Source organism: Comamonas sp., from assembly GCF_009360615.1.
Classification (GTDB): Bacteria; Pseudomonadota; Gammaproteobacteria; order Burkholderiales; family Burkholderiaceae_C; genus Comamonas.
This window is the reverse complement of record NZ_SPEY01000051.1, coordinates 74,457-100,246: the sequence shown is the minus strand read 5'-3', so window position 1 is coordinate 100,246 and position 25,790 is coordinate 74,457. Positions and strand designations below refer to the sequence as shown.

Genomic DNA, 25,790 nt, shown 5'->3' with positions numbered 1-25,790 from the left:
TCATGAGCGAAATCAACAACAACGAACGTCGACAAGAGCTGCTGCTGCTCGGTCAGATCCACGGCCTGGTCCAGTCCCTCAAAGATGGGCAAGACCAGCAAAACCGCCGTATGGACCGGATGGAGCAGCGCATGGAGGAGCACTACAACGGCTTGGATGAACGCCTGCGCGAGGTGGAGAAGAAGGCCGCTGTGGCTGGTGCTCTGTCTGGTGGCGCGGTCGCCGTGGGCACAGCCCTGGTCGTGGAAGGCATCAAGACTTATTTTCGTGGCGGTGGCCTGGGGAACTGATGGCACACGGAAAAGAAAAGCGAACCCAGCTCCGTGGCCTGTACGTGTTTCAGCGCATGGCCATGGAGGCTGCCTGTAAAAAATTGGGCGTTCCCCGCAGCACGGCCAACCGCTGGAAGCAGGAAGCGGCGGACCAGGGCGATGACTGGGAGACGGCTCGCGCAGCAGTGGCCATGGGCGACGAGAACTTCAAGAACCTCTCGGCCAAACTGCTGGAAGACTACCTGGTGCAGCACCAGGCCACCATGAATCTGCTGCGTGATGACAAAGAGATGGGTCCGCGTGAGCGTGCCGAGACCTTGGCCAGCATGAGCGATAGCTTCAACAAGACCATGTCCAGCTTCAAGCGCCTGAATCCCGAACTGGACCGGCAGGCCGTGCAGCTCGACATCATCCAGCGCTTTGCCGCTTTCGCCCAGCAGCGCTTTCCGCAGCACCTTGCTGCGCTGGTGGAGATGCTGGAGCCGTTTGGCGAAGAGCTGGCGAAGGGGCGTTGATGCTTATCCCTTTGATCTCGTTTGTGGCTATCTGGCTGCTGTTTGACGGGCAGTACTTCAAGGCATTCCTGCTTTTGCTGGCCGTCTCGGGAGCCCGCCATGCATGAGTACACCTTTGCCATTGATGCACCGCAGCGGTGGTGCTTGTTGCCAAAGCTGAGCCGCTATGAACGCGGCCAGTGGCAGTTCAAATGGCTGTGCATTTATGTGCACCGCCTCTGGGTGGAGTAGGCGATGGCCAAGAGCAGCAAAGACTTTCTAGCGGGCCTGACCTCTCTGGCTGATGATCTGCGCAAGCAGATCGATGCCAACCTGGACGGCTGGGACACCAACCCTGCAGCCATTGCCGAGCGTCGCCGCAAGGTCTGCGATCCGGTCAATGGCTTCGAGTACTGGGACCGCAACTACTTCCCTCACTATGGCCGGGCCGAGCCCAGCGAGTTGCACAAGTACCTGTACAAGCGCCTGCCGGAGATCATCAACACGCCTGCAGGCCAGCGTGATGCCATTGCCGCGCCGCGTGGTGAGGCGAAGTCCACCAAGATCAGCATGAGCTTTGTGAGCTGGTGCCTGGTCATTGGAGCCAAGTGGTACGCCATCATCGTGATGGACGCTTTTGAGCAGGCAGCCGAGATGCTGGAAGCCATCAAAGCCGAGCTGGAGGCCAACCCGCGCATTGCCAGTGACTTCCCCGAGGCCTGTGGCCAGGGGCGGGTGTGGCGTGCGGGTGTGATCGTGACAGCCCATGGCCGCAAGGTGGAGGCGTTTGGCTCCAGCAAGAAGATCCGGGGCCGTCGCCATGGAGCGCATCGCCCTGATCTGGCGATTTGCGATGACATCGAGAACGACGAGAACGTCAACACACCGGCCCAGCGCGACAAGCTGCAGTCGTTTGTGACCAAGAGCGTGCTGTCCCTGGGGCCTCCAGACGACTCTATGGATGCCATCCTGGTCGGCACCGTGCTGCACTACGACAGTGTGCTGGCACGCTTTTTGAAGAACCCGCTGTGGAATCGCAAAGTCTTTAAAGCCATCATTAAATGGCCGCAGCGTATGGACCTGTGGGAGCAGTTTGAAGGCCTGCTGCTCAATGCCGATACGCCACAGCAGGGCGAAGCCGCCGCGATGGCTCTCTATAAAGAGCAGCAGACTGAGATGGAGCTGGGCGCTCAGGTGTCCTGGCCAGCGCTGCGCCCCTTGGTCAAGCTGATGATTCGCCGCGCCCGTGAAGGGCATGACGCTTTTGACAGCGAGCAGCAGAACGATCCAGTCGCGGGAGAGGATGCACCGTTTGCCAAGAGCATTCAATTCTGGGTCAACCGCCTGGCTGAATGGATTTTCTATGGGGCATGCGACCCGAGTCTGGGCCGGGCAGGCAACAGCCGCGACCCGAGTGCTATCGGGATCGGTGGCTACAACCGCGAGACCGGCGTGATGGACGTGGTCGAGGCCCAGATCAAAAAGCGCGTACCAGACAAGATCATCAGCGACATCATTGAGCTACAGCGCGAGTACTGCTGCATCGTCTGGGGCTTCGAGTCGGTGCAGTTCCAGGAGTTTCTGCGCACCGAGCTGGTCAAGCGCAGCGCCAAGCTGGGCGTACCTGTACCGGCACGGGCACTCATTCCAACCACTGACAAGCTGCTGCGCATTGAAAGCCTGCAGCCCCATATGCACAACGGCCTGATCCGTGTGCACAGCAGTCAGACCACGCTGATTGACCAATTCCGCCACTTTCCCAAAGCCGACCACGATGACGGTCCCGACATGGTGCAGATGCTTTACATGCTGTGCGTCACCGGCGGCATTGCCGCTGCTGCGCAGGGCGGCAACACGAATAACCATCAGGCGCAGACGGCCCGCGAGCGTTACGCGCGCCAGGCATCGCGAATGTTCAGAAAGGCAAGCTAATCATGTCGTGGACTCAACGTTTTATAAATGCTTTTGGCTTTGGGCAGGCAGAACCATCTGAGTCTCGGTCGCAGCCGCTGCGCGAAGCCGTCAGCGCCCAGGGGAATGGCGAGGAAGGATGGCGCAGGCTCAGTGGCGGGCTGGATAGCATCAATGAGCGGGATCTTGCTCCCATGGCTCAAGACCGCATGCAGAAGCTTGCCGAATATCTGTGGCAGAGCAATCTGCTGGCCAACCGCCTGACCGAGCTGCCGCTGGCCTATTTGCTGGCCGAGGGCGTCTCTTTGCAGTGCAAAGATGAAGAGCATCAGGTGCTGCTCAATCAGTTCTGGGCTGACCCCATCAACAACTGGCCTCTCAAGCTGGAAGGCCGGGTGCGCGCCCTGGGTCTGCTGGGCGAGCAGTGCTATATCGCCAATGTGCGAGATGGCGACGGCTTTGTGCGGCTGGGCTATCTGGACCCGCGCCAGATCGCCACCGTGGTCAATGACCCTGGCAACCCTGAGCAGCCCATTGGTGTGGTCACCAAGCGTGACAACCGGGGGCGTCAATACAAGTACCGAGTGATTGTGCTGGGTGAGGACTCAGAGCTGTTCAGTGAGAACACTTGCCGTATTCGCACCGAAGAATTTACAGACGGTGAGTGTCTGCTGTACCAACTCAACAAGTTCCCCAATGGCAGCCGTGGCCGTTCGGATCTTCTGGGCCAGATGGACTGGCTGGATGCCTATGACGAGTTTCTGTTCAATGAGCTGGACCGTATTGGCTATCTACGCTCTTTCGTTTGGGATGTGGAGCTGAAGGGGGCAGATGACACTGCAGTCAAGGCCTACGAAAAAACATTCGTGCCACCTGGACCTAACAGCACGTTTGTGCACAACGACAACGTCTCGCTGACAGCCAAGAGTCCAACGCTCCAGGCCGCCGATACCAGTGAGAGCGCTCGCCTGCTGCGCAATCATGTATTGGGTGGCAGCACCATGCCCGAGCACTGGTTTGGTGGCGGTGGGGATGTGAATCGCGCTGCAGCCACGGAAATGGGTGAGCCCACTTTCAAGATGTACAGCATGCGCCAGGCGTTCCTGAAGATCATGCTGGAAGAGATTGGCCGCCATGTCTTGCTGTGCCATGCTCGCACCAAGGGCATCACGCCAGACTGGTCGGATGATGCATGGCAGGTCACAGCAGTCTTCCCAGAACTGCTCAACCGCGATATCACCAAGTTCGCCAGTGCTATGCAGCAGTTGGTTTCTTCGGTTGTGCAGATGATTGATGCGGGCCTGATGACTGAAGAGACCGCGCTGAAGATCGTGGCCGATGTGGCCCAGCGCTTTGGCCAGGACTTTGATGCCAAGACCGAGCTGGAGGCTGCGCGCAAGGAAGCTGCCGCGCGCAAAGCCAAGAGAGACGCTGAAGACGTTTTCACCAATTTGCCTGCAGATCTGGCTGCAGCACGGGCTGAAGCGTCTGGCGAGAGTCATGCCTAAGAAAGCCAAAAGCGAGCAGGAGCTGGGCCAAAAGCCGGACCAAGCATTTGAGGCTGAGCTGGCCAGGCGTTTACGCGAGCGTGCCCGGCTGCTCTTGACTGGAGAAACCCAGGTTCTGCTGCTGCTCAAAGAGGCCCGCGATCAGATCCTGGTCACGTTGGCAGGCCTTCCTGCCGATTGGCAGCAGCTACAGCTCTCGCGCTTGCTGGGCCAGATTGAGGACGTCCTGGCCGGGGCCACCAGCCGTGCCGGGGCCTTGTTTGAAATGCGCATGCAGGATGCCTGGACCTTGGGCGAGGATTTTGTGGACAAGCCCCTGGCCATCATTGGCCATCGCGTGGAGCTGCAACTGGCTCAGCTCGATGTGGGCGTGCTCAAACAGATGAAATCCTTTGGGTCGCTGCGGCTCAAGGACGTTGGCAACGAAGCCGCCCGCAAGATTGGTCAGCAGCTGGGTCAGACCACTATCGGTGCGCAGACGCCCTACCAGGCCATCCAGGCGGTGCAGAAGATTCTCGGGGCCGAGTCACCCAGGCGCGCGGCCACCATTGTTCGCACGGAAGTCAGCCGGGCTTTTGCCGTGGCATCCAATGAACGCTTGCTGCAGGCCGAGCCCTTGGTGCCAGGCCTGGGCAAGCAGTGGCGGCGCAGTGGCAAGATCCACAGCCGCTGGAATCACGACATCATCGACGGTCAGGTCGTGGAGGTCAGCAAGCCCTTCAAGGTGCCCAATCCTGGTGGTGGCTTTGACAAGATGCAATGTCCTCATGACCCCAGGGCTCCGGTCGAGCAGATCATTCACTGCGGGTGCATATCCATCCCTTGGATGAAGCACTGGAAGGTGATGACGCCTGGGGCCAAGCCCTTTACCGAACGCGAGCTGCAACTGGATGGACGCAAGGCGGCGCTGGATCAGGCGGCGAAGAAAGCGGGGCGGCGAGTGGAATGACGGCTGTGCGCCTTTAAACCACTCGGCAGCGGCCACCCCAAGGGGAGCTTGCCGCAATCGCTGTGGCGAGCGATTTAAAGGTGGTTTAAAGATATCCAGCCCCGCCGATGTGTCTGGCGTTCACATCCTTGCGCCAAATCCTGCTAAATTCCGTCACAACTCCAGCCCTGCATGTCGCAGCGCAATCTCTCAGGCCAGCATTTGCGGGCCTTATTTATTTGTGCCCCTCTAGGCACAGTCACCCCATCGCAATGCCGCGCCCTGCGGCCTACCTTCGATGGAGTGTTCAATGCCCGAATCCGAGACCAAAGAAACCCAGCTGACTGCAGCAGATGCTGCCAAGCTCGTGCAGCGCACCGTCCTTGAGCCTGTGGATGGCAAAGGAAAGTTTCGAGAAAAGCGCGTTCCCGTTTCCGCAGAAGAGGTGCTGTCCTGCAAGGATTACGGCACCCATGTGGTCGTGGTCACCCGCGACGGTCAGAAGTTCACTGGCCAGGCCAAGTAAGCCATGCCGGTCAAGCTCATTCCCCAAGGCAGCGGCTTTGCCCGCCTGACGGAGGCGGTCACTTCCGAGTTTGGTCAGTTGATCGAGCTGGTACGCCAGGCGGTACGCGACAAGCTGCGCCTGACGGTCAATGGCGACTACTACGTGGACATGCGCGGCATCTGGCCTGACCGGGCCGTGGTGCAGGTCAAGGGTCGCCTCTACAGCTACGCCTACACGGTCAACGCAGATAACACCGTGGCGCTGGCTGAAGGCGAAGAGGTGGTGGCGCAGTTTCAGCCTGTGTCTGATAAGACGGGGGTCGTCATTCCCGATATCTCCGAGGCAGACCGTGCAGCGGGGAGAGTCAAGCTTTCAGAGATCGTGCGCGAATCTCAGGAGGCTGTGGCCTTCCGTGAAGCCCAGGACGGCACGATTGAAGTCACGCTGATTCGTGCGGGCCGCAGCGGCAACCGCAACTACTACCCCGACCAGGCACTGCGCGAAGCGGCCCCCATGTTTGAGGGCGTGCGAGTCTTTGCCAAGTCTGATGCCGATCACAGCGCGGGCAGGGGCAAAGACGTGCGCAATCTGATCGGCGGCATCTATAGCGTGCGCTTTGTCGAAGGCAAGACGCCCGACACCGGCAGCCTGGTCGGAACCTTTAAAGCCATCGATCCCAGCGACTCCACGGTCACCAAGATGGTCGGCTCCGTCAAACGGGGCATGCAAGGGCTGCTGGGCTTGTCGATTGACGCGGACGCTCGCACCCGCAAACGCACCAGCGGCAGCGAGACCCTGCGCGAAGCCGTGAAGTTCACCAAGGTTCACTCGGTGGACCTGATTGTCGAGCCAGGCGCGGGCGGCGGCCTGGACCGTCTGACCGAAGCCGCTGCCGATCCAAGTACCTCTCCCCCTGAATCTCAAGAAGGAAGCCAAACCATGCCTTTGTGGAAGCAACGCATGCTGGAGGCCATCAAGGCCAAAGACCCGGCGAAGCATGCCGCCATCAAACTGGACACGATCACCGACGACGAGGTGGTCAATCTGCATGAAGCCGTTTGCGGCCCGCTGGTGCCCGAGCCTGGCACGCAGCGTGTGACAGAAGCTGCAAGCGATAACACGCCTTTGACCCGAGCAGACCTGCAGGCCTTTGAGCTGCGTGGCGCGGCCCGTGAGCGTATCAACGCAGCCAAGCTACCCCAGGCGTCCAAGGATCGTCTGCAGGCCCAGGTTGCAGTGGCAACTGCTGACCGCCTGACGGAAGCAGCGGTGGGTGATTTGATCAAGGCAGAGGGCGACTACGTAGCCCGTCTGACCGAATCGGGCACCGTTCGTGTGCCGATGTTTGGCGAAGGCTCCGTTGTGGTGGGTGACCGTAGCCAGACGATGCGCGACATGATGGACGCTTTCTGGGACCCATCCCACAAGGATCATGGCCGCGTGCAGTCCTTCAAGGAATGCTATATCGAAATGACCGGCGACCGCCTGGTTACTGGCCGCCTGCGCGAATGCGACCAGTCGCGCATGGTGGAGTCTCTGGGCAGTTCGTCTCTGGGCGAAGTGTTGGGTGACAGTGTCGCTCGCCGCATGCTGGCCGAGTATCGCGCTGCCGTGGACTTTGACGGCTGGCGTCAACTGGTCAATGTGGTGCCGGTCAGTGACTTCCGTCAGCAGCACCGGACCCGCTGGGGCGGCTATGGCGATTTACCCGCTGTGGCTGAAGGTGCCGACTACCAGGCGCTGAGCAGCCCGACGGACGAAGAAGCAACCTATGGCGTGACCAAGCGTGGCGGCACTGAAGATGTGACGCTGGAGATGATCAAAAACGACGATGTAGGCGTGATTCGCCGCATCCCGACTAAGCTCTCCCGCGCGGCCAAGCGTACCTTGGCCAAGTTCGTGTTCGACTTCCTGCGCTCGAATGCTGCCATCTATGACAGCAAGGCGCTGTTCCACGCCGATCACAACAATCTGTTCACCGGCGCGCTGGACAAGACCTCCATTGCAGCTCACCGTCTGGCCATGCTCAAGCAGACCGAGCTGACCAGCAACGACCGCATCGGCATCACGCCCACACGCCTGGTGGTGCCGGTGGAGCTGCAGGAAGCCGCTGTCGATCTGTTCAAGCTGTCCACCAATAACGAGAAGACGTTCATTCAGTCGCTGACCATGAACATCATCCCGGTCTGGTACTGGACGGATGCCAACGACTGGTGCACTGCCGCTGATCCTGCCGACATTCCCGGCATCGAAGTGGGCTTCCTGGACGGAAAGCAGGAGCCCGAGCTGTTCGTCCAGGACGCGCCCAACGTGGGCTCTATGTTCTCTGCCGACAAGCTGACTTACAAGCTGCGCCACATCTACGGCGGCGCTGTGTGTGACTACCGCGCCTTTACCAAGGCCGTGGTCGCCTGATCTGACACCTCACCAAGAGCGAAGGTCTGATCGGCCAGGGAGTGGTCCTCCCGTATGAACCAACCCGGCCCGTCCCCACAAGGGGCGGGTTTGCAAAGTCTCCAGCCAATGCAGGTGCCTTTGCAAACCCCAAGGTTGATATCCCATCTTTAAACAATAGGAGCCGCAGTGGCACTTGAGGAATATCAGGTACTGGTCAAGGACATGGTCGGTGATCAGGATGACGTGATTACCACTGAAGTGCGCGACCGCGCCCTTGATGAGGCACGCATACGCTACAGCGCTGATGCGCCGCGCCTTGAGCTGGCCGATATCGTCTGGCCAGCGACTGGCGTGTTTGGCCCGGTACCGGATGGCTGGACGGACAGCTCGGTCATCCAGTCCGTGGAGTTCCCCGTGGGCAAGCGTCCAGCTTCGATGGTATTCGCGGAGACCTATCGCACGGCCACTGGCTGGGGTCTGGAGAGTGAGCAGGCCTTGCCGGGCAATGCTCTGGTGAGAGTGTGCTATCAGTTGCCTCATGTTCTGGATGCCACAGCAGACAGCATCCCTCAACGCCACCGCCTGCCCGTGGCATCGTTTGCCGCCCATCTGCTTTGCCAGCAGTTGGCCACACGCTTTGCGGGTGATCGTGAGACCACGCTGGGCTCTGATATGTCCCGCACAGAGAGCCGCTCGCGCAACTATGCGGCCCGCGCCAAGGACTACCGGGCCGCCTACTTTGCAGGCATTGGTCAACTGGACCCGGCGCTGCAGGACGCGGTCGCAGGCTCCGCTGCATCAGCAGTCACGAGCTGGCCGCGCCGCAACCCGCGCCATCGGCTGGTGAGCAGGGGTGGCCTATGAACCTCAACATCAGCCTGGGCGATCTGAGCGCCATCGAGCGTGGCCTGCGCCAGGAGCCTGACTACACCCGCCAGGTGTTGGAAGCCGCCATGCACCAAGCCACGCTGCTGGTGCAGCGCGAGTGGCAGGAGAACATGCCGCGCGTCAGCGGCATCACGGCCCGCAGCATCACCAGCGATGTGGCCAGCACGCCTGCGGGGGTGCTCGGCATTGTGGGCAGCAGCCAGCCTTCTGCCTTGTTTATTGAGCTGGGCACCCAACCCCACATGCCGCCAATCAAGGCCATCGAGCCCTGGGTCAAGGCTGTGCTGGGCATTCGCGAGCCCAAGGAAGTCAAACGGGTGGCCTTCCTGGTCGCCAAAAAGATCGCCCGCGAGGGCACCGCCCCCCAGCGCCCCATGGAGCGGGCAGCCCTGGCCACGCGCGGCCAGGTCATCGCCATGTTCGAAGGCGCTGCCGCCCAGATTCTCAACTTCATCACAGGAGGCAAGGCATGACTGCCGCCACTTTGTCTGCTGCCCGCAGCGCACTCTTGGCCGTCCTGGCTGGGGTGCCTGCTGTGGGCATGGTGCATTCACGGGAGCGCTTTGCTGCCAGTGAGGCGGATTTTCGCAAGCTCTATCTGTATAGCCCGGCGCAGGCTGACGATGCTTTCGGCTTGGACCCGCATATCCGTGGCTGGTATGTGCGCCGCACTGCGACCACCGAGGTCAACGCCAATGGGCGAATCCTCAACGAGCACCGCTGGCTGATCCGTGGCTACATGGCTTTTAAAGATGCCGTGGAGAGTGAGCTGATCTTTGACGACCTGGTCGAGCGCATCCGCTCTGCCGTGCGCGTGGACACCACGCTCGGTTTGCCTGGCATGTTGGGCGGCTCCACTCAGGAGGAGCGTGGCGTGCAGGTAGCCAGCACTGGCCCTGTCATGTTTGCCGGGGTGCTGTGCCACAGCGCCATGCTGGAGATGAGCACCCGCAGTTGGGTGGAGTGGAGGAAGCCATGAAACCCAGCTCCCGCCGCAAGGCTGCACCGGCCCGGCCCGCCATGGTCTCTGTGACCTTGATGGCGGAGCACGAACACCTCGGGGATTTGCTCCAGCCAGGCACAACTATCTCTGTCCACCCCGGTACTGCTCAGTGGCTTGAGGCCATGGGAGTGGCTGCGCCGACTTCATCCAAATCTCAATCGGTATCTCAACCTGTCAACACAAAGGACTGACCTATGTCTGCTGACGTTATCAAACGCATTTTTGCCCCTGCCGCATTGGTCGGCCAGATCTATGCCCGTGAATACGGGAGCACCACTGCGCCGCTGCCCATTGGCAACGTGCTGGCTGCTGAGCTATCGCACAAGGAGGATGTGAAGAAGCAGCCCAATATGACCACGCTGGGCGGCGGTACGCACTCCGAGATTCGCCGTGTCACGGAGGTGGAGCTGGCGATGACGCTGGCCGACATCAACCCGATCAACCTGGCGCGGGCCACGCAGGGAACGGTCAGCGGAGTGGAGCAGGGCCAGACCAGCAATGAGACTCTGAAGGTGACGCGTGGCGGTTTGCTACGCACCAAGCACTTGCAGCCCAGCAATGTCGTCCTGACCAAGGGCACGACACAAGGCACGGCCACTGTGACCGATGAAGAGCACCTGGACGTGAAGAAAGGCGACCTGGTTGCGCTGGCACACGCTAACGCAACGGATGTGTCGGTGCGTATTGGTGATAGCGTGGCCACGGCCACCGCTCTCACCATGGCCGGCAATTACACGGTCACGGCAGCAGGTATCCAGCTCGATCCCGCTGCACCCGATGTGACGGACGGCAAGGGTATCTGGGTCAGCTACAAGCATGCAACTGTGGGCAGTGTGGTGCCTGCGGCAGGAAACTATGAAGTCCGGCCTGCAGGCATCTTTGTGTTCCAGGACGCGGCAGGCCTGGCTGATGGCGAAGACGTCAAGGTGGCCTACTCATATGTGGGCTATGCCGTGATCGAGGCGCTGACCACCAAGCCCAAGGAGCTGGAAATCATTCTGGAAGGCCTGAATGAAGCCGATGACGGCAAGCTGGCCATTGTGGAAATTTGGCGCGCAAGCCAGGGCGTGGCATCATCCATTGCGCTGCTGCAGGAAAGCGGGTTCATCAATCTGAAGGTGACCGGCTCGGTCCTGATGGACTCCACCAAGGTGGGCGAAGGCATCAGCAAGTACTACCGTGTGCGCAAGACCTGATGCAGCACCAGACCCTTTAAAAGACTAAGGCCAGCACTCGCTGGCCTTTTTTGTTGGTGCCTAAAAACCGACAGTGATGCCTGAGAGCTGCTTTCAGGCAGCGTCACCGTCTTGGGCTGATAAAGATCTGCAGCCCATTCCACAGGACATAGGCACCGAGCAGGCCATAGGCCACCGACGCAAGTGCTATGCCCGCACGCGCAGACACCCCTGCGCCCACCAGGACGGCGATGCATGCAATGAAGGCGATTAGACGTGACATCCCTTCATTGTATGAATCCATGACAGATAAGCAAATCAGCCTGCAGATTGACACCGGGGTCTCGGGACGTGAGTCCATCGTGGGCCTGGCTGACGATCTGGAGAATGTTGCCAAAGTTCTGGAAGGAGAGGTGTCCGCCGAGGCGCGTACGGCTGCGGCTAGGTTGCGAGAGCTGGCTCAGCAGGACGCCGCGATCACCACGTTCACCAAGCTGGAGACCGAGGCTAAGTCATCGGCTGCCAGCTTGCGTCAGGCGGAGACGGAGGCCAAGAACTACGGTCGCCAGATCTCGGCGCTTGGCCCTCCCACAGAAAAAGAAGCAGCCGCGCTTCGGCAGCTCAATGCAGCAGCAGATAGTGCGCGCTCCACCTTCGACCTGCAGAAGCAGGCCCTGTCTCAGGCCCAAGGTGAACTGCAGCGCTTTGGCATAGCTGGCCAGAATGCCCAGCAGGCCCAGCAGCGTTTGCGTCAGGAAGTGGACAAGGTCCGTGAGTCCGTCCAGTCCCTGGTGCCTGCCCACCAGGCTGCGGCGGACGGTGCTCAAGGCGCGGGTGCCAGCATGGTGCGTACCCATCGCCAGATTGGCGATGGCGTGGAGTCCATCAGCAAGCAGCTCGATAGGCTGCAAAAGTTTTATGTCGGCCTTCAGTCGTTGATCGGACTGAAGAATGTGGCGTTAGACCTGGCTGCCACTGCTGACCAGGCCAACAACCTGCAGGCCCGCATGAAGCTGGTCACGGGTGAGGGACAGAACTTCACGCAATCGTGGGAGGGCGTGACCGAGGTGGCGCTGCGCACCCATAGTGCGCTTGAAGACACTGGGGTGCTGTTCTCTCGCATCGCCCAGGCCGGGCGTGATGCCGGTCTGAGTGCCGAGAAGGCCAGCCTGCAGAGCCTGAGTCTCACGGAAACCATCAACCAGGCGGTGCAGATTGGCGGCTCCAGCGCAGAAGCCTCATCTGCCGCCATCACGCAGTTGATCCAGGGCCTGCAAAGCGGCGTGCTGCGTGGCGAGGAATTCAACAGCGTTATGGAGCAGGCTCCGCGCCTGGCGCGCGCTTTGGCTGATGGTCTGGGCGTGACCACGGGCGAGCTGCGCAAGATGGCTGAGTCTGGCCTCCTAACCACGCAGACGGTGATTGCTGCCCTGCAGGGCCAAAGTGCAGCCGTTGCCGCAGAGTTCCAGCGCTTGCCTCCCACCGTGGGCCGGGCCATGCAGGACCTGTCCACGCAGTGGTCCCTGTACGTGCAAAAGGTGGATCAGGCCAATGGTGCTAGCGCTGCAGCGGCCAAAGCCATTCAACTGCTGGCCAATAACCTGCAGAGCATTGCGGGCCTGCTGATGGATTTAGGCCAGGCTGCGGCGGCATTCACTGCATTGCGCCTGGCGCAGCACTTTCTGGGCATTGGCCAGGCCACGCAAGTGGCAGCTACAGGCATTGCTGCTGCCAATGCCCAGCTTGTGGCCACACAGGCGGCAGCCGCAGGAGCTGCTGCCAGCACCAGCCGTTTTGCGGCGGTCATGGGTGGGCTCAAGACTTTCACTCTGGTTGGCATTGTTTCCAACATCAAAGATATCGGCACCTGGATAGGTGAGAGCGCGGCCAAGCTGGCTGGATACAGGGACCGCACCGAGGAGCTGGAAAAGGCGGACAAGGCCGCAGCCGCAGCCGCGCGTGAATTGGCTGCAGCCCGTGCTGCAGAGGCCCAGAAAACCCAGGACGCGGCAGACAAGCTATTTGATCTGTCCAAGGCTGCGCGTAATTCCGTGGCTGAGTTTGAGCAGCTGACAAAGTCCGGAAAAGCCAGTGCTGATGCTTTAAAGAGCGTCACCGAGGGTTTTGATTTAACCAAGATTCAAGGTATCAAGGATTTTGCGGCCACCTTGGATAAGTTGGGCGAGACCGCAAAGATCACGGCCAGCGAAACAGAAGCGGCTTGGGCCAAGGCTTTATCTGGAAAGGATTTGGCGGTATTCGAAGCCAATGCCAGGGCGGCATTTTTGGGCAGCAGCCGTGAAGCGGAGCGCCTGGCGCAATTAACCGATGCGGTTCTGACAGAAGCGATTAAACGCGCAGGCCTGGAATATGACGTGCTTCGGGGGAATATTGCCGCTGCATCTCGCAGCGCAATAAATGACACCCAGGCACTTATTGACCAGATGGACAAACTCAAACAAGAGGGTGTCGACACCGGTCGAGTGCTGAATGCGAGTTTCAGCAAAGCCATTGAAAGCGCGGACAGTGAAGTCGCATTAAAGGCCATTCGTGAACAGATCGAATCGGTGCGCGGTGCATTGGGCCAGCCGCTGGCCGATGGTTTGCTTGACCAGGCCAAAAAGAAAGCCGATGCGCTCAAGGATGCTCTGGACGCTGCCACGCCTGGCATTAATAGCGTGCGCGAGGCATTCAAGCAGTTGGGCATTACCTCGGATGAAACGCTTAAGAAGACGGCAGCCGATGCAAAAGCTGCCTATGACGTGCTGCGCGACAGCGGCACGGCCAGCGCCCGCGAAATGGGCGAGGCCTTTAAAAAGTCTGCCGATGCCGCGATTGCGGCCAACAAGGGCATTGCACCAGCCTGGGTCCAGGCCGAGGCTGCCATGCGCGGATATGAGGTTGCGGTCGACAGCGCCGGTCGGGCCACGCTCAGGCTCAAGGGCTCGGTCGACGACTCCGCTGGTTCACACAATCGTGCAGCGAATGCCATCGACCTGCACCGCACGGCCCTGGAGCGTTTGAACGCCGAGCGTGAGCGGGAAATAGCTGCCCAGGAAAAGGCGAACGAACTGGCCACGCGCGAGCTGCAGCTGCAGGATGCCAAGCGTAGGGCTGGAACCATCCAGAGCCTGGACGCTGTGCCTTCCTTTGAGAGCCAGGCTCAGGCAGATGCCTGGCTGCAGGAAAAGCAACGGCAGTACCAACGTGACAACCCATTCACGACCAATAGCAACGGTGCCCTGGGCAATATGGGCATGGACTTGCTCATGTCGGAATGGCGTGCCGAGGTGGATGCCATGACGCTGCGCAACACCATGAAGGGCAATGGCAATGCCGAAACCTCCAGCAAGACCCCGCTGGAAGCCATGGCCTCGCGCCAGATCTCCACCATCAATCTGCAGCTCAACGGCCAGCCCTATGGGCAGGTCAGCACCGACCCGGCTGGTGCCGCCTCGCTGAACCAGTTTCTCGGTGAGCTGAGCCGCCAGAAAGGGGCCTCGTCCTCATGATCACGCTTACCTACAACGGCACCACCGCCCACATCAGCGACCGCCTGGACTGGCAGGACGAGTTCAGCTGGAGCCCGGTCGACCAGGCCACCAGCTACAGCACCACGGGCGCGCTGCTGGTGGACGTGGCTTTAAAGCAGGCCGGTCGTCCCATCACCTTGATGGGAACCGAGACTGCCGCCTGGATCACGCGGGCGCTGTGCTCGACGCTGCAGGCCTGGGCCGAGCTGCCCGGCATCCAGCTCACGCTGGTGCTGCGTGGCCAGACGAGGCAGGTCATGTTTGACCACGCTAAGGGCGGGTTTACAGGCCAGCCCGTTTTCAAGCTGCAGGACGGCGAGGAATCGCCCGAGCAGCTGTATCTCCCCACTTTCCGATTCATTGAGGTTTGACGATGGCCATTTTGCAAGGCGATATCCAGCTGCGAGCCAGCCGAGTCATGGACGATGTGCCCGAGGGCGGTGGCGGCCCATCCACGGTCGTGATCGAGTCCGGCCAAGAAAACGCCGTGATGCCCGACATTTCCGAGATGGATCGGGCCACGGGCCGCGCCAATCTGCGTCAGGTGCATGTGGGCGTGGATACCGAAGACCGCGACACCTACCAGGGCAGCAATGTCATCGTGGCCAAGCCGCCCGAAGACCCGAATGTCTCCATCACCCTGTTTTCCACGGGCGGGGTTTATGACACCCGCGCCCAGGCACAGGCCCGGCTGGAGGCCTATCTCAACAAGGGGGCCGAGTGGGCGGGCTATCTCTACGAGAACCATATCAAGGGCCAGCGCGTCATTCAGATCTTTCAGCGCCCCGGTACCGAATTGCCTGCGGTGGGCAAGACACTGGTACTGGTCGGCAATGAAGGGCTGGCCAACGAGCAGGAGCAGTATGTGCGCGCCATTCGCGTGACGAGCCTGGAGCGCACCTTCACCTATGACACGGACAAGGACTACAAGGCCTTGATCGTGACCATGGAGCTGTCGGACGCCTTGCGCTATGACTTCACGGGATCTCCGGCCAGCCGCCAGTTCACGCGCCAGGGCAATAGCGCCCATTTGCGTGACACGGTGGTGGCCGACGCGGGTAGCTATGTGGGCGTGACCCCGCTGCAAAAGGCTGCAGCTCTGGGCGATTTCACCATCATTGCTCAAACGATCATGACCCAGATCGTGCCCTCGGCCCAGAGCGAGACGCCGATTCCTGCTGCCATTCCGTATGCGGCGGCGGGCTTCCCGGTCTCTGCGGCCGAGGCCGTGACCTTCAGTACCTCGCAGACCTGGAACACCACCACCAATCTGGCCTTGCCGGGCGGCTGCCTGCCGGGTTCGCTCTCCATCGTGATGGGCGGCGTCACCTTCACCGACAAGGGCGGCATTCTGATGTCGGGCACCCAGCAAATCGGGCTGGTGGACTACGCCAACGGCATTGTTACGTCCAGCTCGGGCAGCTATGACGGCAGCAAAACCATCAGCTACCGGCCAGCCGCCTATATGCAGCGCATGCCGCAGTCCAGCGAGATCCGCATCACGGCAGAGAACCGCAGCCAGAGCTATACCGGCTTCATCACTCCGCTGCCCGCACGCGGCACCCTGAGCTTTAGCTATCGGGCACAGGGGCGCTGGTATGTGCTGTCTGACTCGGGAGACGGCACCCTGCGCGGTACCGACTCCAGCTATGGCGCTGGCACATATAGCGCTGAGACCGGCAGCTTTGTCGTCACGCTGGGAGCCTTGCCCGATGTGGGCAGCTCCATCGTCCAGCAGTGGGGCGTACCGACTCAGGAAACCGTCCAGCCTGCCTCCGATCTGCTGATCAGCCAGACCATCGCCCTGGCCTTGCCTGCAGGGCAGGCGCTGTATCCCGGTGCCTTTGAGGTCAAGTGGATGGATGGCTCGACCCAGCGCACGGCTACGGCCACTGCCGCTTGGCAGCTCCAGGGAGACGCCACCGGCGAGGTGCGTGTGGGCCGCTCCGAAGTGCTGTTTGCTCCCAAGCTGTTGCCCGCCGTGGGCACGGTGCTCGATGTCACGGTCGACACCGCCCCTGCGGTCGAGGTGAACCTGCAGCATCCCTCGCGCAACGGCCAAGGCCGTCTGGCCGTCTCGGCGGGCCAAGGCGCTTTGGTGCCATTCACGGTCGAGGTGGAGTGGAACACCCTGACCGATCAAAGCGTTCTCGGTCTCTACACCCGCGACCAGCTCAAGGAAATGGGCGTGACGCTGGTCGACCCGACCCAGCTCGCCCGCGATGACGGCAACGGAAAGCTGATGCTGAATGGGGTGCAGGTCGGCACGATCAACTACAGCACGGGCGCGGTGGACTTCAATCCTGATGTGGTCATCAAGATCCCCAAGCCGGTTTACTCGTCCAGCCAGGTCAGCGGTGGCGGCTTCAATGGCGAGGTCGCCAAGTACCGCCTCAACTATGAGGGCATCGAGTACCTCAATGCCCCCTCGATCTACCCCAACGACGAAAGCGGCTACGTCAAGCTCCGGTTTCGCACCACGGGCAGCGCAACCCGCCGTACGCTGCAGGTCACGTTCGCGCCCGAGTTTGACCTGGTCACGGGCGTGCAGGCCCCGGTGGTTCCTGGCTCGGTCGTGCTCATGCCTTCCAGCGGTCAGCCCTGGAGCGATGACGGCAGGGGCGTGCTGCGGGTGCTGACCTCGGGCGGCTTTGTGACGCGCGGGTCGGTCAACTACGCCACGGGCCGCGTGGGTCTGACCTCATGGACGCCCGGCAATGCGAACGCACTGCGCCGTGCAGGCTGCATTACCACGCTGGGCGATGCCATCAGCAGCGCCTATGTGTTTCGCACGGCAGCGGCTCCCCTGCGCCCCGGCTCCCTCACGGTGCAAGTGCCCAGGGCTTCGGGCGGATCGCAGAACGTCAGCGCAGGCATTGACGGCACCATCACGGCCCCCGGCGTGGTGGGTACGGTGGACTATGAGACCGGCTTGGTGCGCCTGGGCTTTGGTGCCCTGGTCGTGGCCGCAGGCAATGAGGCAGAGCCCTGGTATGACGCGGCCAACGTTCAGCCGGACGGCAGGATCTTTAAACCGCAACCCGTGGTTGCCAGCGCCTTGCGCTACTCGGCGGTGGCCTATGCCTATCTGCCCATGAATGCCGACATCATCGGCATCGACCCGGTGCGCCTTCCCAGCGACGGCAAGGTGCCCATCTTCCGGTCTGGCTCGCTGTGCGTGGTGGGTCACACCAAGACCAGCGCCCAGCTCAACGTCAGCAACAACATGACCGTCAATCTGGCCCGCGTGCGTCTGTCGCGTGTGGTGGTGCGCGATGCGAATGGCAAGACCCTGAATGGCGGCTATTCCGTCGACCTGGAGGCGGGGCTGGTCACCTTTACCGATGTGTCTGCCATGACCATGCCGGTGACGATTGAGGATCGCATTGAAGACATGGCCACGGCCACGGATGTGCAGATCTCGGGCGAGATCACCTTTAACCGGGCGCTGACCCATGACTATCCCAAGGACGGCACCTATGTCTCCAGTGCTCTGCAGGCCAGCGACCGCCGCGCTCGGGTGAGCTTGGCCTTTGCGCAAAAGACCTGGGTTGATAACGCTTGGTCTGACGCTCTGATGGGGCAGGAGCCGCCCGCCAAGTACGACCAGGGGGTGACGCCCATCGAGATCACCAATGCGGGCGGTAGCACCGAGCGCTGGGTGCTTGAGTTCACGTCAACCAGCCAATTCCGCGTGATTGGCGAGCATGTCGGCGTGATTGCCACGGGCGACATAAACAGCGTCTGCTCGCCGCTCAACCCGGCCACCGGCAAGCCTTATTTCACGGTCAAGCCGCTGGGCTGGGGCAGTGGCTGGGCCGTCGGCAACATCCTGCGCATGAACACGGTGGGGGCCATTTACCCGTTCTGGGTCGTGCGCACCATCCAGCCGGGCCCAGAAACCGGCATCGAGCACAGCTTTTCCATCCTGGCGCGCGGTGATGTGAACCGCCCGCAATCCAACTGAATTCCCGGAGAGAGATATGGCATCCCCTGTAGATACCAGCGTCAAGCACGCATACAGCTCCATGACAGGAGCACCGGCCATTGGCGGCACCGCAGGCTCCCTGATCGGCGCACTCGATGCGTTCCTGGTCAACGGCTGGGGCGCAAAGGCCGTGGATTCGGCGGTCATCAGCAACGGCATCTGCCGCCTCAACTTTGCCAGCGGCAAGAGTGCGGCAGAGGCCCATGTCGTCATCACGGTGGCAGGTGCAACGCCCTCGGCCTTGAATGGCGAGCAGAAGGTGACGGCTGTCGCCAATGGCTGGGTGGAGTTCAAGACAGCGCTGCCGGATGGTGCCGTTACAGGCTCCATCAGCTTCAAGATGGCCCCGCTGGGCTGGGAGAAGGTCTTCAGCAAAACCAATGTGGCTGTGTACCGCCAGATTGATCCGGCCTCGACGCGTATGTACTACCGCGTGGACGATAGCAACGCCTCCTATGCCAGGGTGCAGATGTACGAGGCCATGACAGACGTAGACACTGGCATTGCGGCAGCGCCTACAACGGTCACAGGTGGCTACTACTGGCACAAGCGCTACAGCTCGGGCACCTCCTATTGGGTGTTTGCCGGTGATTCGCGCGGTTTTTACCTTGTCTTGTTTCCGTATAGCACCACGCCGACGAACGCCAGCTATGCCGGTATTTCCTACTACGCGGGCGACCTCAACAGCTTGCGCAGCGGTGATGCCTGGTGCGGGGTGGTGACTGGGGCGACCGACACCGAATTCACGCAGACCAGCGGCTGCATCTTCCAGACAGCCGGATCGACGGGCATTTCCATCAAGCGCCTGGCGCACGGCATCGGCGGGGCAGCGCAAAGCGCCCGCAGGGCACTCGGCAATGTCAACGTCGTGTCTGGCTCGGATAGCTATCTGGGCACGTTTCCGTCCGTGGTTGACAACAGCCTGCAACTGTCTGCGATTCATCTGACGGATGGCCCATCGCCTGCGCCGAGCCGAGGGGTGATGCCGGGCGCTTATCACTGCCCTCAGACCAATGTCTTGGCGGCGCTGGGCGGGAACGTGGCCCTTACAGCTGGGCAAGGATCTTTTACCGGAAAGCAGCTGCTGAGCTTTGCTGTGGGGGTCCCTGCGTCCACGACTGGAATAGGTTTTCTTGAGGTCACCGGCCCATGGAGGTCTTGAGATGGCTGTCTTTCGCTTGATCGGCATCGACGCGCGAGGGGAGTGGCTGGACATCTCCGAGCTGCAGTTATGGGCGCGAGGCCAGCGCGTCGATGCGGGTGCGACGATTTCCTGCAGCCTGCCCCCGCAGGCTGGCGATGTCTCCAGCCTGCTCGACGGCAATCCCGCGACAGGCTGCCGCTGGGCTGCGTCCGATGTCCGTGCGCCTGGGTTCTGGATACAGCTCGATCTCGCTGGCGACCGCGTGGATGAGGTCTATGTCGGTGGGGCGTTGCTTCCCGCCCGAATGACGGTGCTGCGCCCCGGCACAACTCAGCCCTACACGGCATGGCCTGCACTGGTAACCGGTGGTGCATGGTTTCGGGAGGGCGGCAACGTGCTGTCTCAGCTCCTGGCCGCCTCGCCGGCAGGAGCCTGGGGCCTGGATGCGGCGGGGGCAACGCAGGCCGACCTGGTCGGATCGCGCACCGGCATCCGCACGGGTGGCGTCACCTCGTCCACGGTGCTCACTGTCGGCCTGTCGGGTTCGTTTGAGCCGCAGAACAGCGGGCTGGTGGTGATTCCTGCCTCGGGCGTGGATGCGGGGGACTTCTCTCTCGTCATCGATCTGCAGACCGACACAGACCTAAACCTCGTGATTGCTGAGCATGGCTCGGACAACAAGGGGTGGTCTTTGCAAACCGCAGGCTCAGGCCAGACCGTATACGGAGCGGTACCGGGCGGCATCATTGTGGCTATCGGATTAAATGCAGGCGGCGGGCTAACCATGACAACTACCGCTATCAATGACGGTCGGCCCCATCGCATTCTGTTCACCTATAGCGCGCAAAGCGGGCGCAGGCTCTATGTCGATGGCGTGCTGAATTCCAGGGACTATGCAAGCTCTGGAGGGCCTGTCTACAACAGCTCGGAGTTGCATGTGGGTTCGCGTGCTGGCGGCGCTGGCTTGCCTGCTGGCTCTTTGATGAGTGCCTTTGCGATTTTTAACCGTGCCCTGTCGGCTGCGGAGGTTGCGAGTGTGTGCACCGATCCGCGTATCACTCGCACACTGTCCATGCATTGGCATCGTCCCTTGTCTGTCCTGGGATCTGGCCCCGTCTCCCAAGGGCTTCAGGCCATGAGCGCGCACCGTGTACGCAAGCTGATCGACGTGGAATGCGGCGGCCAGGGGCGCATCTACGGCACAGTCGCGCGCAAGAGCACGCCGGCCAATGTGCCGCTGCGCCGCCGTGTGCGCCTGCATCGCAGCGTCGACGGCTATCTGGCGCGTGAGACCTGGAGCAAGGCAGACGGCTCCTATGAATTCCGCGATATCTCCACGCGCTATGAGTGGGATGTGATCGCCTGGGATCACGAGCTGCAGGAGTACTCGACGGTCGCCAATAACCAGCTCGCGGAGGTCGCATGAGTGATCTGCCAGCCTTCGAGATCTCTGCCGCCCACGCTCTGGCCCGCCTGCAGGCGACTCAAGCCTTTGCGGATTCCGGCCCTGCAGCCTCGACCATTGCCCTCTATGACGCCGACGAGCAGTTGCTTGTGACGCTGACGCTGACCAAGCCCTGCGGCCAGATCACCGAGGCGGGCTATCTGGTGCTGACCCAGGCCAGCGGCGGCGGCGACATGATTGTGACCAGTGGGCAGGCTGCTATCGGCGTCTGGGCTACCGGCGACGGCAAGCTGATCGGGCGCGGTCTGGTCACGGACGAGGCGGGCGCTGGGCACTTCAAGCTGCTCGGCAGCACCGGCACCCAGCTCTATGCGGGTGGCAAGGCCATCCTGGGCGAGACAAGGATCGACTGATGCCTGCCGTCGACCTGATCTTTAAACGCGCCCTCACGACCGGCAACCCGGTCGAGCTGGTGTTTGGCGACGATGGCGGCGGCGGGCAGGTGCCCGATGCGACGCTGACCGTTGCCGCGCGCATGCCGGGTCTGCGAGTCAGATCCCTGGTGCATGTGCGCAAGGATCTGGTTGTCGCTGGCCGCATGCCGGGCCTGCGCTGCAGTGCGGTCGTGCGCTACAACACCGACACGCCCCGGCCCGTGGTCGCTGAGGTCGTGGCCGATGCCCAGCAGGCGCAGCCTGTAGAACAGGGCTGGGTCACTGGATGGCAAGACACGGATGCACTGCCTGCGGGCTGGGTGTCGACCGCGCAAGACGCCATGCCCATGCAAGAGCAGCTTGACGTCACTTGGCAGGACGGCAAGCGGCAAGGGGTGGCTGTACAGGGCAGGTTTCAGCAGGCCCGGCCTCTACCTGGAGCAACAACCCAGGCCCGCTGGCAAGAGGCCCAGAGCGTGCGCGCGAGCCTGCAGACCACGGCCGAGGATGCTGCGCCCGTTCGGGCCGGTTGGGCCGTGCGATTTCAGGAGAGCCTGCGCGACCGCCGCCGCATGTTGGAGGCCACGGCCCAGGATGCGATGGGCCTGCAATACCTCTTCACCACTGGCGCAGGCCCATCGGTGCCGCTGTACCGGGGCTTCCAGGCCCGCTACCAGCAGGCCATGAGGCCGCCTGCAGGCAAGTCTCAGGTCAAGCCGCCAGAGCCAGAGAAGCCCGGCTGCTATGAGCAACTGGTGGGCGGCCCCATCAAATTGCTGTTCTGCAAGCCCTGGGCCGCGTCGACCGCGCTGGTCTTTGCATGTTGCAAGGATGACGGCCCGCAGCCGGGCAAGGTCATCGTTCCCGTCCGAAAGGTCTACATCGTGCTCAATCAAATCGTGCTCACGCGCCTGGATACGGGCGTCGAGCTGCCTGCTCTGGCCTTCAATATGTCCCTGGACTTCCAGAGCTGGACGTGGAACTGGACGGCCTCACTGCATAAGGATGCGGCTTTGCACCTTGGCCGTGACACGGACGGCGACCCTGCGCAGTTCCTGGCCAACGTCAATGGCGTGCCGTTCAAGCTGCGCCTGGAGCGCACCAGCCGCGACCGCAGATTCTTGCCCCAGGAGCGCTGGTCTGTCTCAGGGCGCGGCCTTGCAGCAGTGCTGGCCGAGCCTTGGGCCAAGTCCATGTCCTTCGGTAGCCCGACTCAGACGCTGACGGCCCAGCAACTGGCAGCTGAGGTGCTCAAGGTCAACGGCGTCTCCATTGGCTGGGATATCGACTGGCAGTTGGAGGACTGGCAAGTGCCTGCCGGAGCCTGGACGCTGCAGGGCAGCTATATAGACGCCATCAACGATATCGCTGCAGCGGCTGGCGGCTATGTGCAGCCCCATAACACCGACCAGGTGCTGCGCATCCTGCCCAAGTACCCCACGGCACCCTGGCATTGGGATGATGTGGTGCCAGATTTTGAGATTCCGTCAGCCGTGGCAGAAGTGGAGGGTACGGAGTTCGTGGACAAGCCTGACTACAACCGAGTTTTCGTTGGTGGTGTCGGTGCTGGGGTGTTTGGGCCAATCACCAGAGCTGGGACGGCGGGGGAGCTGGTTGCGCCTCAAGTGATGCACGCCTTGATCACTGACACGACGGTGCAAAGGCAGCGCGGTCTTGCTGAATTAGCAAACACGAATAGGCAAGCTATTTTAACTCTGACGATGCCAGTTTTACCAGAGGCAGGTGTGATTTTGCCCGGCAAATTTGTGCGCTATCAGGGTAGTGAAACAGCGATGGGAATAGTGCGTTCCACAGCTGTCAGCTGGGCTGCACCAAGGCTGCGTCAAACACTGGAGATCGAGACCCATGCCTAACCTCTACAAGCAGTTTATTGCGCTGCAATCGCCCAAGCCACTTGAGGTGGGTACGGTCGCTTTTGTGGTCAACGGTGTGGCCACGGTCGACCTGCCAGGCGGTGGTCGACTCCAAGCCAGAGGGGCCGCCCAAGCTGGGCAGCGTGTGTTTGTGCGCGACGGAGTGATCGAGGGCGATGCTCCGAGCCTTACTTATGCGGCAGGGGAGGTGTAGCCACAAAAAAAGAACGGGCGACTTGGCCAAGTGCTGTAACACCTGACCAAGCCCCAACCGCAGATCGAGCCTGCAAGCTGGCAAGGCCCGCTCACCCTGTACAGAGCGCGCTGAGCCTACCAGAGTTTTAAAGGTTTAAAGGCTTGCAAATGGACGATATCCGCTGCGGCAATTGCCGCAAGAAGTTAGGCGAGGGCGTGTATGTGCGCCTGAGCATCAAGTGCCCCAGGTGTGGGGCCTTCAATCAGCTGAGTGCCGTGAGCACCGAACCAGAGCCCCCTGCAGGGCCAACAGCTGAAACCAATGACAAACCCAATCGTGCCCTGGATCGGAGGCAAACGCCGCCTGGTCGATCTGCTTCTGAAACGCTTTCCAGCCCATAGCTGTTACGTCGAGGTCTTTGCCGGTGGGGCGGCGGTCTACTTTGCCCGCCACCCAGCTGATGTCGAAGTCCTCAATGACGTCAACGGTGACCTGGTCAACCTCTACCGGGTGGTGACGCACCACCTGGAAGAGTTTGTGAGGCAGTTTAAGTGGGCCTTGACCAGTAGGCAGGTCTTTAAATGGCTGCAGGACACGCGGCCCGAGACGTTGACGGATATACAGAGGGCGGCCCGGTTCTTCTATCTGCAGCAGCAGAGCTTTGGTGGCAAGGTGGCTGGCCAGACCTTTGGTACGGCCACCACGGCTCCGGCCATCAATTTGCTGCGGATCGAAGAGAACCTCTCAGCTGCGCACTTGCGTATGGCGGGAGGCACTTATATAGAGCAGCTCGACTGGGCGCAGTGTATCGACCGCTATGACAGGGCACACACGCTGTTCTACATGGACCCGCCGTATTGGGAGACCGAGGGCTACGGCGTGCCGTTTGAATGGGAGCAGTACGAGCTGATGGCCAAGAAGCTCAAGGAGATAAAGGGAAAGGCCGTCATCAGTATCAACGACCATCCGGCCATTCGGGAGTGCTTTAAAGACTTTGAGATGGAGTCTTTAAAACTGGACTACACGGTCGGCGGTGGGGCGAACAGAGTGGAGAGAGGCGAGCTGGTTATTTATAGCTGGGCCAGAAGTGAGGAGCCTGCGGGCCTTTTCTGACGCCCGTGCAAGGTCGCGTGCCAAAGGCGGCGCAACGTTTGTGCCAAAGCGCGCGCAAACTTGTGCCAAAGGCGGCGCGACGCAATTAAAGGCTAAGTATTTACCCTTGACTGATTCAAAATGGGTCGGAAACTGTGCAAAATAGAACGAACGTTCGTTTTATTGAGAGTTTCATGGCCTCGTCTCCCGTTTCCCGTTCTTCCACTTCTGCCGCAGCCAGGGATGCGTCGCATGTGCCGGGCCGTTCGTTGCAGCACGGGGAGGCTGGGCCAGCAAAGACCAGCCCAAAGTCTCGCAAGTTGCATGCAGAGGCGCAAGTTGCGGTTAGCCCCAGGAAGGCCGCTGATGCGGCGGCTGCCCGGTCTGCGGGCCGCTCGCTCGCCAAAGGTCAGCAGACCAAGGCCACGATTGTGGAGGCAGCGCTGAATCTGGCAACGCATATCGGCCTGGAAGGCCTGTCGATTGGGGCGATTGCCGAGCTCACGGGCATGAGCAAGTCGGGTGTGTTTGCTCATTTCGGCTCGCGTGAGGAATTGCAGATTTCCGTGGTGCACGAGTACCACGACCGCTTCGAGCAGGAAGTCTTCTACCCGGCCATCGAGGCACCACGCGGCATTCCGCGTCTGCGCGCGCTGTTTGGCAACTGGATGAAGCGCACTTCCATGGAGATCGATTCCGGCTGCATCTATATCAGCGGCGCGGTGGAGTTCGACGATCGCACCGGGCCGGTGCGGGATGCGCTGGCCGAATCCGTCGGCACCTGGCTGGCTGCCATGCGCCGCACGATCGTGCAAAGCCAGGAATGCGGCGATCTGCGAGCCGATGCCGACGCCAGCCAGTTGCTGTTCGAGATTCACGGCCTGATTCTGGCCCTGCACTACGAGGCACGCTTTCTGCATAGCGAGGGCTCGATCGAGCGGGCTCATGCCGGCTTCAACAACATTCTGGCGCGCTATGCCAGCGAACCGCCAGCCGCCTGACGCCACTGACAACCGGCGTCAGTTCCAACCCCCAAAGCA

At 61.4% G+C, this 25,790-nt stretch carries 23 protein-coding genes; all 23 read left to right on the top strand.

The features are described from left to right. The first annotated feature begins 2 nt into the window (after positions 1–2). The 23 genes from E2583_RS14990 to E2583_RS14880 all read left to right on the top strand — a co-directional run bounded on the left by E2583_RS14990 (position 3) and on the right by E2583_RS14880 (position 25,751). Complete coding sequence (locus tag E2583_RS14990; RefSeq protein WP_280006969.1) at positions 3–290, top strand: hypothetical protein; 288 nt, start codon at positions 3–5, stop codon at positions 288–290. After that, entirely contained in the window at positions 290–787 is a 498-nt protein-coding gene (locus E2583_RS14985; protein ID WP_280006971.1) for a DUF1804 family protein, read from the top strand. The genes E2583_RS14990 and E2583_RS14985 overlap by 1 nt, the downstream gene beginning before the upstream one ends. Before the next feature lie 99 nt (positions 788–886). After that, on the top strand, positions 887–1,018 hold the full coding sequence (locus tag E2583_RS14980; RefSeq protein WP_280006973.1) for a hypothetical protein: 132 nt from the start codon (positions 887–889) through the stop codon (positions 1,016–1,018). A 3-nt stretch (positions 1,019–1,021) separates the two neighbouring features. Beyond that, complete coding sequence (gene terL / locus E2583_RS14975; RefSeq protein WP_280006974.1) at positions 1,022–2,698, top strand: phage terminase large subunit; 1,677 nt, start codon at positions 1,022–1,024, stop codon at positions 2,696–2,698. Between the two features lie 173 nt (positions 2,699–2,871). Further along, on the top strand, positions 2,872–4,185 hold the full coding sequence (locus tag E2583_RS14970; protein ID WP_280006976.1) for a hypothetical protein: 1,314 nt from the start codon (positions 2,872–2,874) through the stop codon (positions 4,183–4,185). After that, on the top strand, positions 4,178–5,134 hold the full coding sequence (locus E2583_RS14965; protein ID WP_280006978.1) for a hypothetical protein: 957 nt from the start codon (positions 4,178–4,180) through the stop codon (positions 5,132–5,134). Before E2583_RS14970 ends, E2583_RS14965 begins: the two co-directional genes overlap by 8 nt. Positions 5,135–5,423: 289 nt before the next feature. Further along, the gene (locus E2583_RS14960) at positions 5,424–5,639 is read left to right on the top strand and encodes a hypothetical protein (protein ID WP_280006980.1); all 216 of its coding nucleotides are present in this window, start codon (positions 5,424–5,426) and stop codon (positions 5,637–5,639) included. Positions 5,640–5,642: 3 nt separating this feature from the next. After that, positions 5,643–8,036 (top strand): hypothetical protein, encoded by a 2,394-nt coding sequence (locus E2583_RS14955; RefSeq protein ID WP_280006981.1) that lies wholly within the window; start codon positions 5,643–5,645, stop codon positions 8,034–8,036. A 168-nt stretch (positions 8,037–8,204) separates the two neighbouring features. Next, positions 8,205–8,882 carry a hypothetical protein gene (locus E2583_RS14950; RefSeq protein WP_280006982.1) on the top strand — a complete coding sequence of 226 codons (678 nt, stop codon included), beginning with the start codon at positions 8,205–8,207 and terminating at the stop codon, positions 8,880–8,882. After that, a complete protein-coding gene (locus E2583_RS14945; RefSeq protein WP_280006983.1) occupies positions 8,879–9,379 on the top strand; it encodes a hypothetical protein in 501 nt (166 codons plus the stop codon). Before E2583_RS14950 ends, E2583_RS14945 begins: the two co-directional genes overlap by 4 nt. Beyond that, positions 9,376–9,885: a hypothetical protein gene (locus E2583_RS14940; protein ID WP_280006984.1), complete on the top strand. Its 510-nt coding sequence runs from the start codon at positions 9,376–9,378 to the stop codon at positions 9,883–9,885. Before E2583_RS14945 ends, E2583_RS14940 begins: the two co-directional genes overlap by 4 nt. A gap of 218 nt (positions 9,886–10,103) precedes the next feature. Further along, positions 10,104–11,105, top strand: a complete 1,002-nt coding sequence (locus E2583_RS14935) for a hypothetical protein (RefSeq protein WP_280006986.1) — start codon at positions 10,104–10,106, stop codon at positions 11,103–11,105. Between the two features lie 281 nt (positions 11,106–11,386). Beyond that, positions 11,387–14,596, top strand: a complete 3,210-nt coding sequence (locus tag E2583_RS14930) for a tape measure protein (protein ID WP_280006987.1) — start codon at positions 11,387–11,389, stop codon at positions 14,594–14,596. Continuing rightward, positions 14,593–14,988, top strand: a complete 396-nt coding sequence (locus E2583_RS14925; protein WP_043007965.1) for a hypothetical protein — start codon at positions 14,593–14,595, stop codon at positions 14,986–14,988. The genes E2583_RS14930 and E2583_RS14925 overlap by 4 nt, the downstream gene beginning before the upstream one ends. Before the next feature lie 2 nt (positions 14,989–14,990). Continuing rightward, the gene (locus E2583_RS14920; protein WP_280006990.1) at positions 14,991–18,584 is read left to right on the top strand and encodes a hypothetical protein; all 3,594 of its coding nucleotides are present in this window, start codon (positions 14,991–14,993) and stop codon (positions 18,582–18,584) included. A gap of 16 nt (positions 18,585–18,600) precedes the next feature. Further along, complete coding sequence (locus E2583_RS14915) at positions 18,601–19,767, top strand: hypothetical protein (RefSeq protein ID WP_280006991.1); 1,167 nt, start codon at positions 18,601–18,603, stop codon at positions 19,765–19,767. 1 nt (position 19,768) lies between these two features. Beyond that, positions 19,769–21,175 (top strand): LamG-like jellyroll fold domain-containing protein, encoded by a 1,407-nt coding sequence (locus E2583_RS14910; RefSeq protein WP_280006993.1) that lies wholly within the window; start codon positions 19,769–19,771, stop codon positions 21,173–21,175. Next, positions 21,172–21,567: a hypothetical protein gene (locus tag E2583_RS14905; protein WP_280006995.1), complete on the top strand. Its 396-nt coding sequence runs from the start codon at positions 21,172–21,174 to the stop codon at positions 21,565–21,567. Before E2583_RS14910 ends, E2583_RS14905 begins: the two co-directional genes overlap by 4 nt. Beyond that, on the top strand, positions 21,567–23,462 hold the full coding sequence (locus tag E2583_RS14900; RefSeq protein WP_280006996.1) for a hypothetical protein: 1,896 nt from the start codon (positions 21,567–21,569) through the stop codon (positions 23,460–23,462). The genes E2583_RS14905 and E2583_RS14900 overlap by 1 nt, the downstream gene beginning before the upstream one ends. Further along, the gene (locus tag E2583_RS14895) at positions 23,455–23,676 is read left to right on the top strand and encodes a hypothetical protein (RefSeq protein ID WP_280006997.1); all 222 of its coding nucleotides are present in this window, start codon (positions 23,455–23,457) and stop codon (positions 23,674–23,676) included. Before E2583_RS14900 ends, E2583_RS14895 begins: the two co-directional genes overlap by 8 nt. A 149-nt stretch (positions 23,677–23,825) precedes the next feature. Beyond that, positions 23,826–24,059 (top strand): Com family DNA-binding transcriptional regulator, encoded by a 234-nt coding sequence (locus E2583_RS14890; RefSeq protein WP_280006998.1) that lies wholly within the window; start codon positions 23,826–23,828, stop codon positions 24,057–24,059. Beyond that, positions 23,980–24,771, top strand: a complete 792-nt coding sequence (locus E2583_RS14885) for a DNA adenine methylase (RefSeq protein ID WP_280006999.1) — start codon at positions 23,980–23,982, stop codon at positions 24,769–24,771. Before E2583_RS14890 ends, E2583_RS14885 begins: the two co-directional genes overlap by 80 nt. A 173-nt stretch (positions 24,772–24,944) precedes the next feature. Next, the gene (locus tag E2583_RS14880; protein WP_291596995.1) at positions 24,945–25,751 is read left to right on the top strand and encodes a TetR/AcrR family transcriptional regulator; all 807 of its coding nucleotides are present in this window, start codon (positions 24,945–24,947) and stop codon (positions 25,749–25,751) included. Positions 25,752–25,790 lie beyond the last annotated feature (39 nt).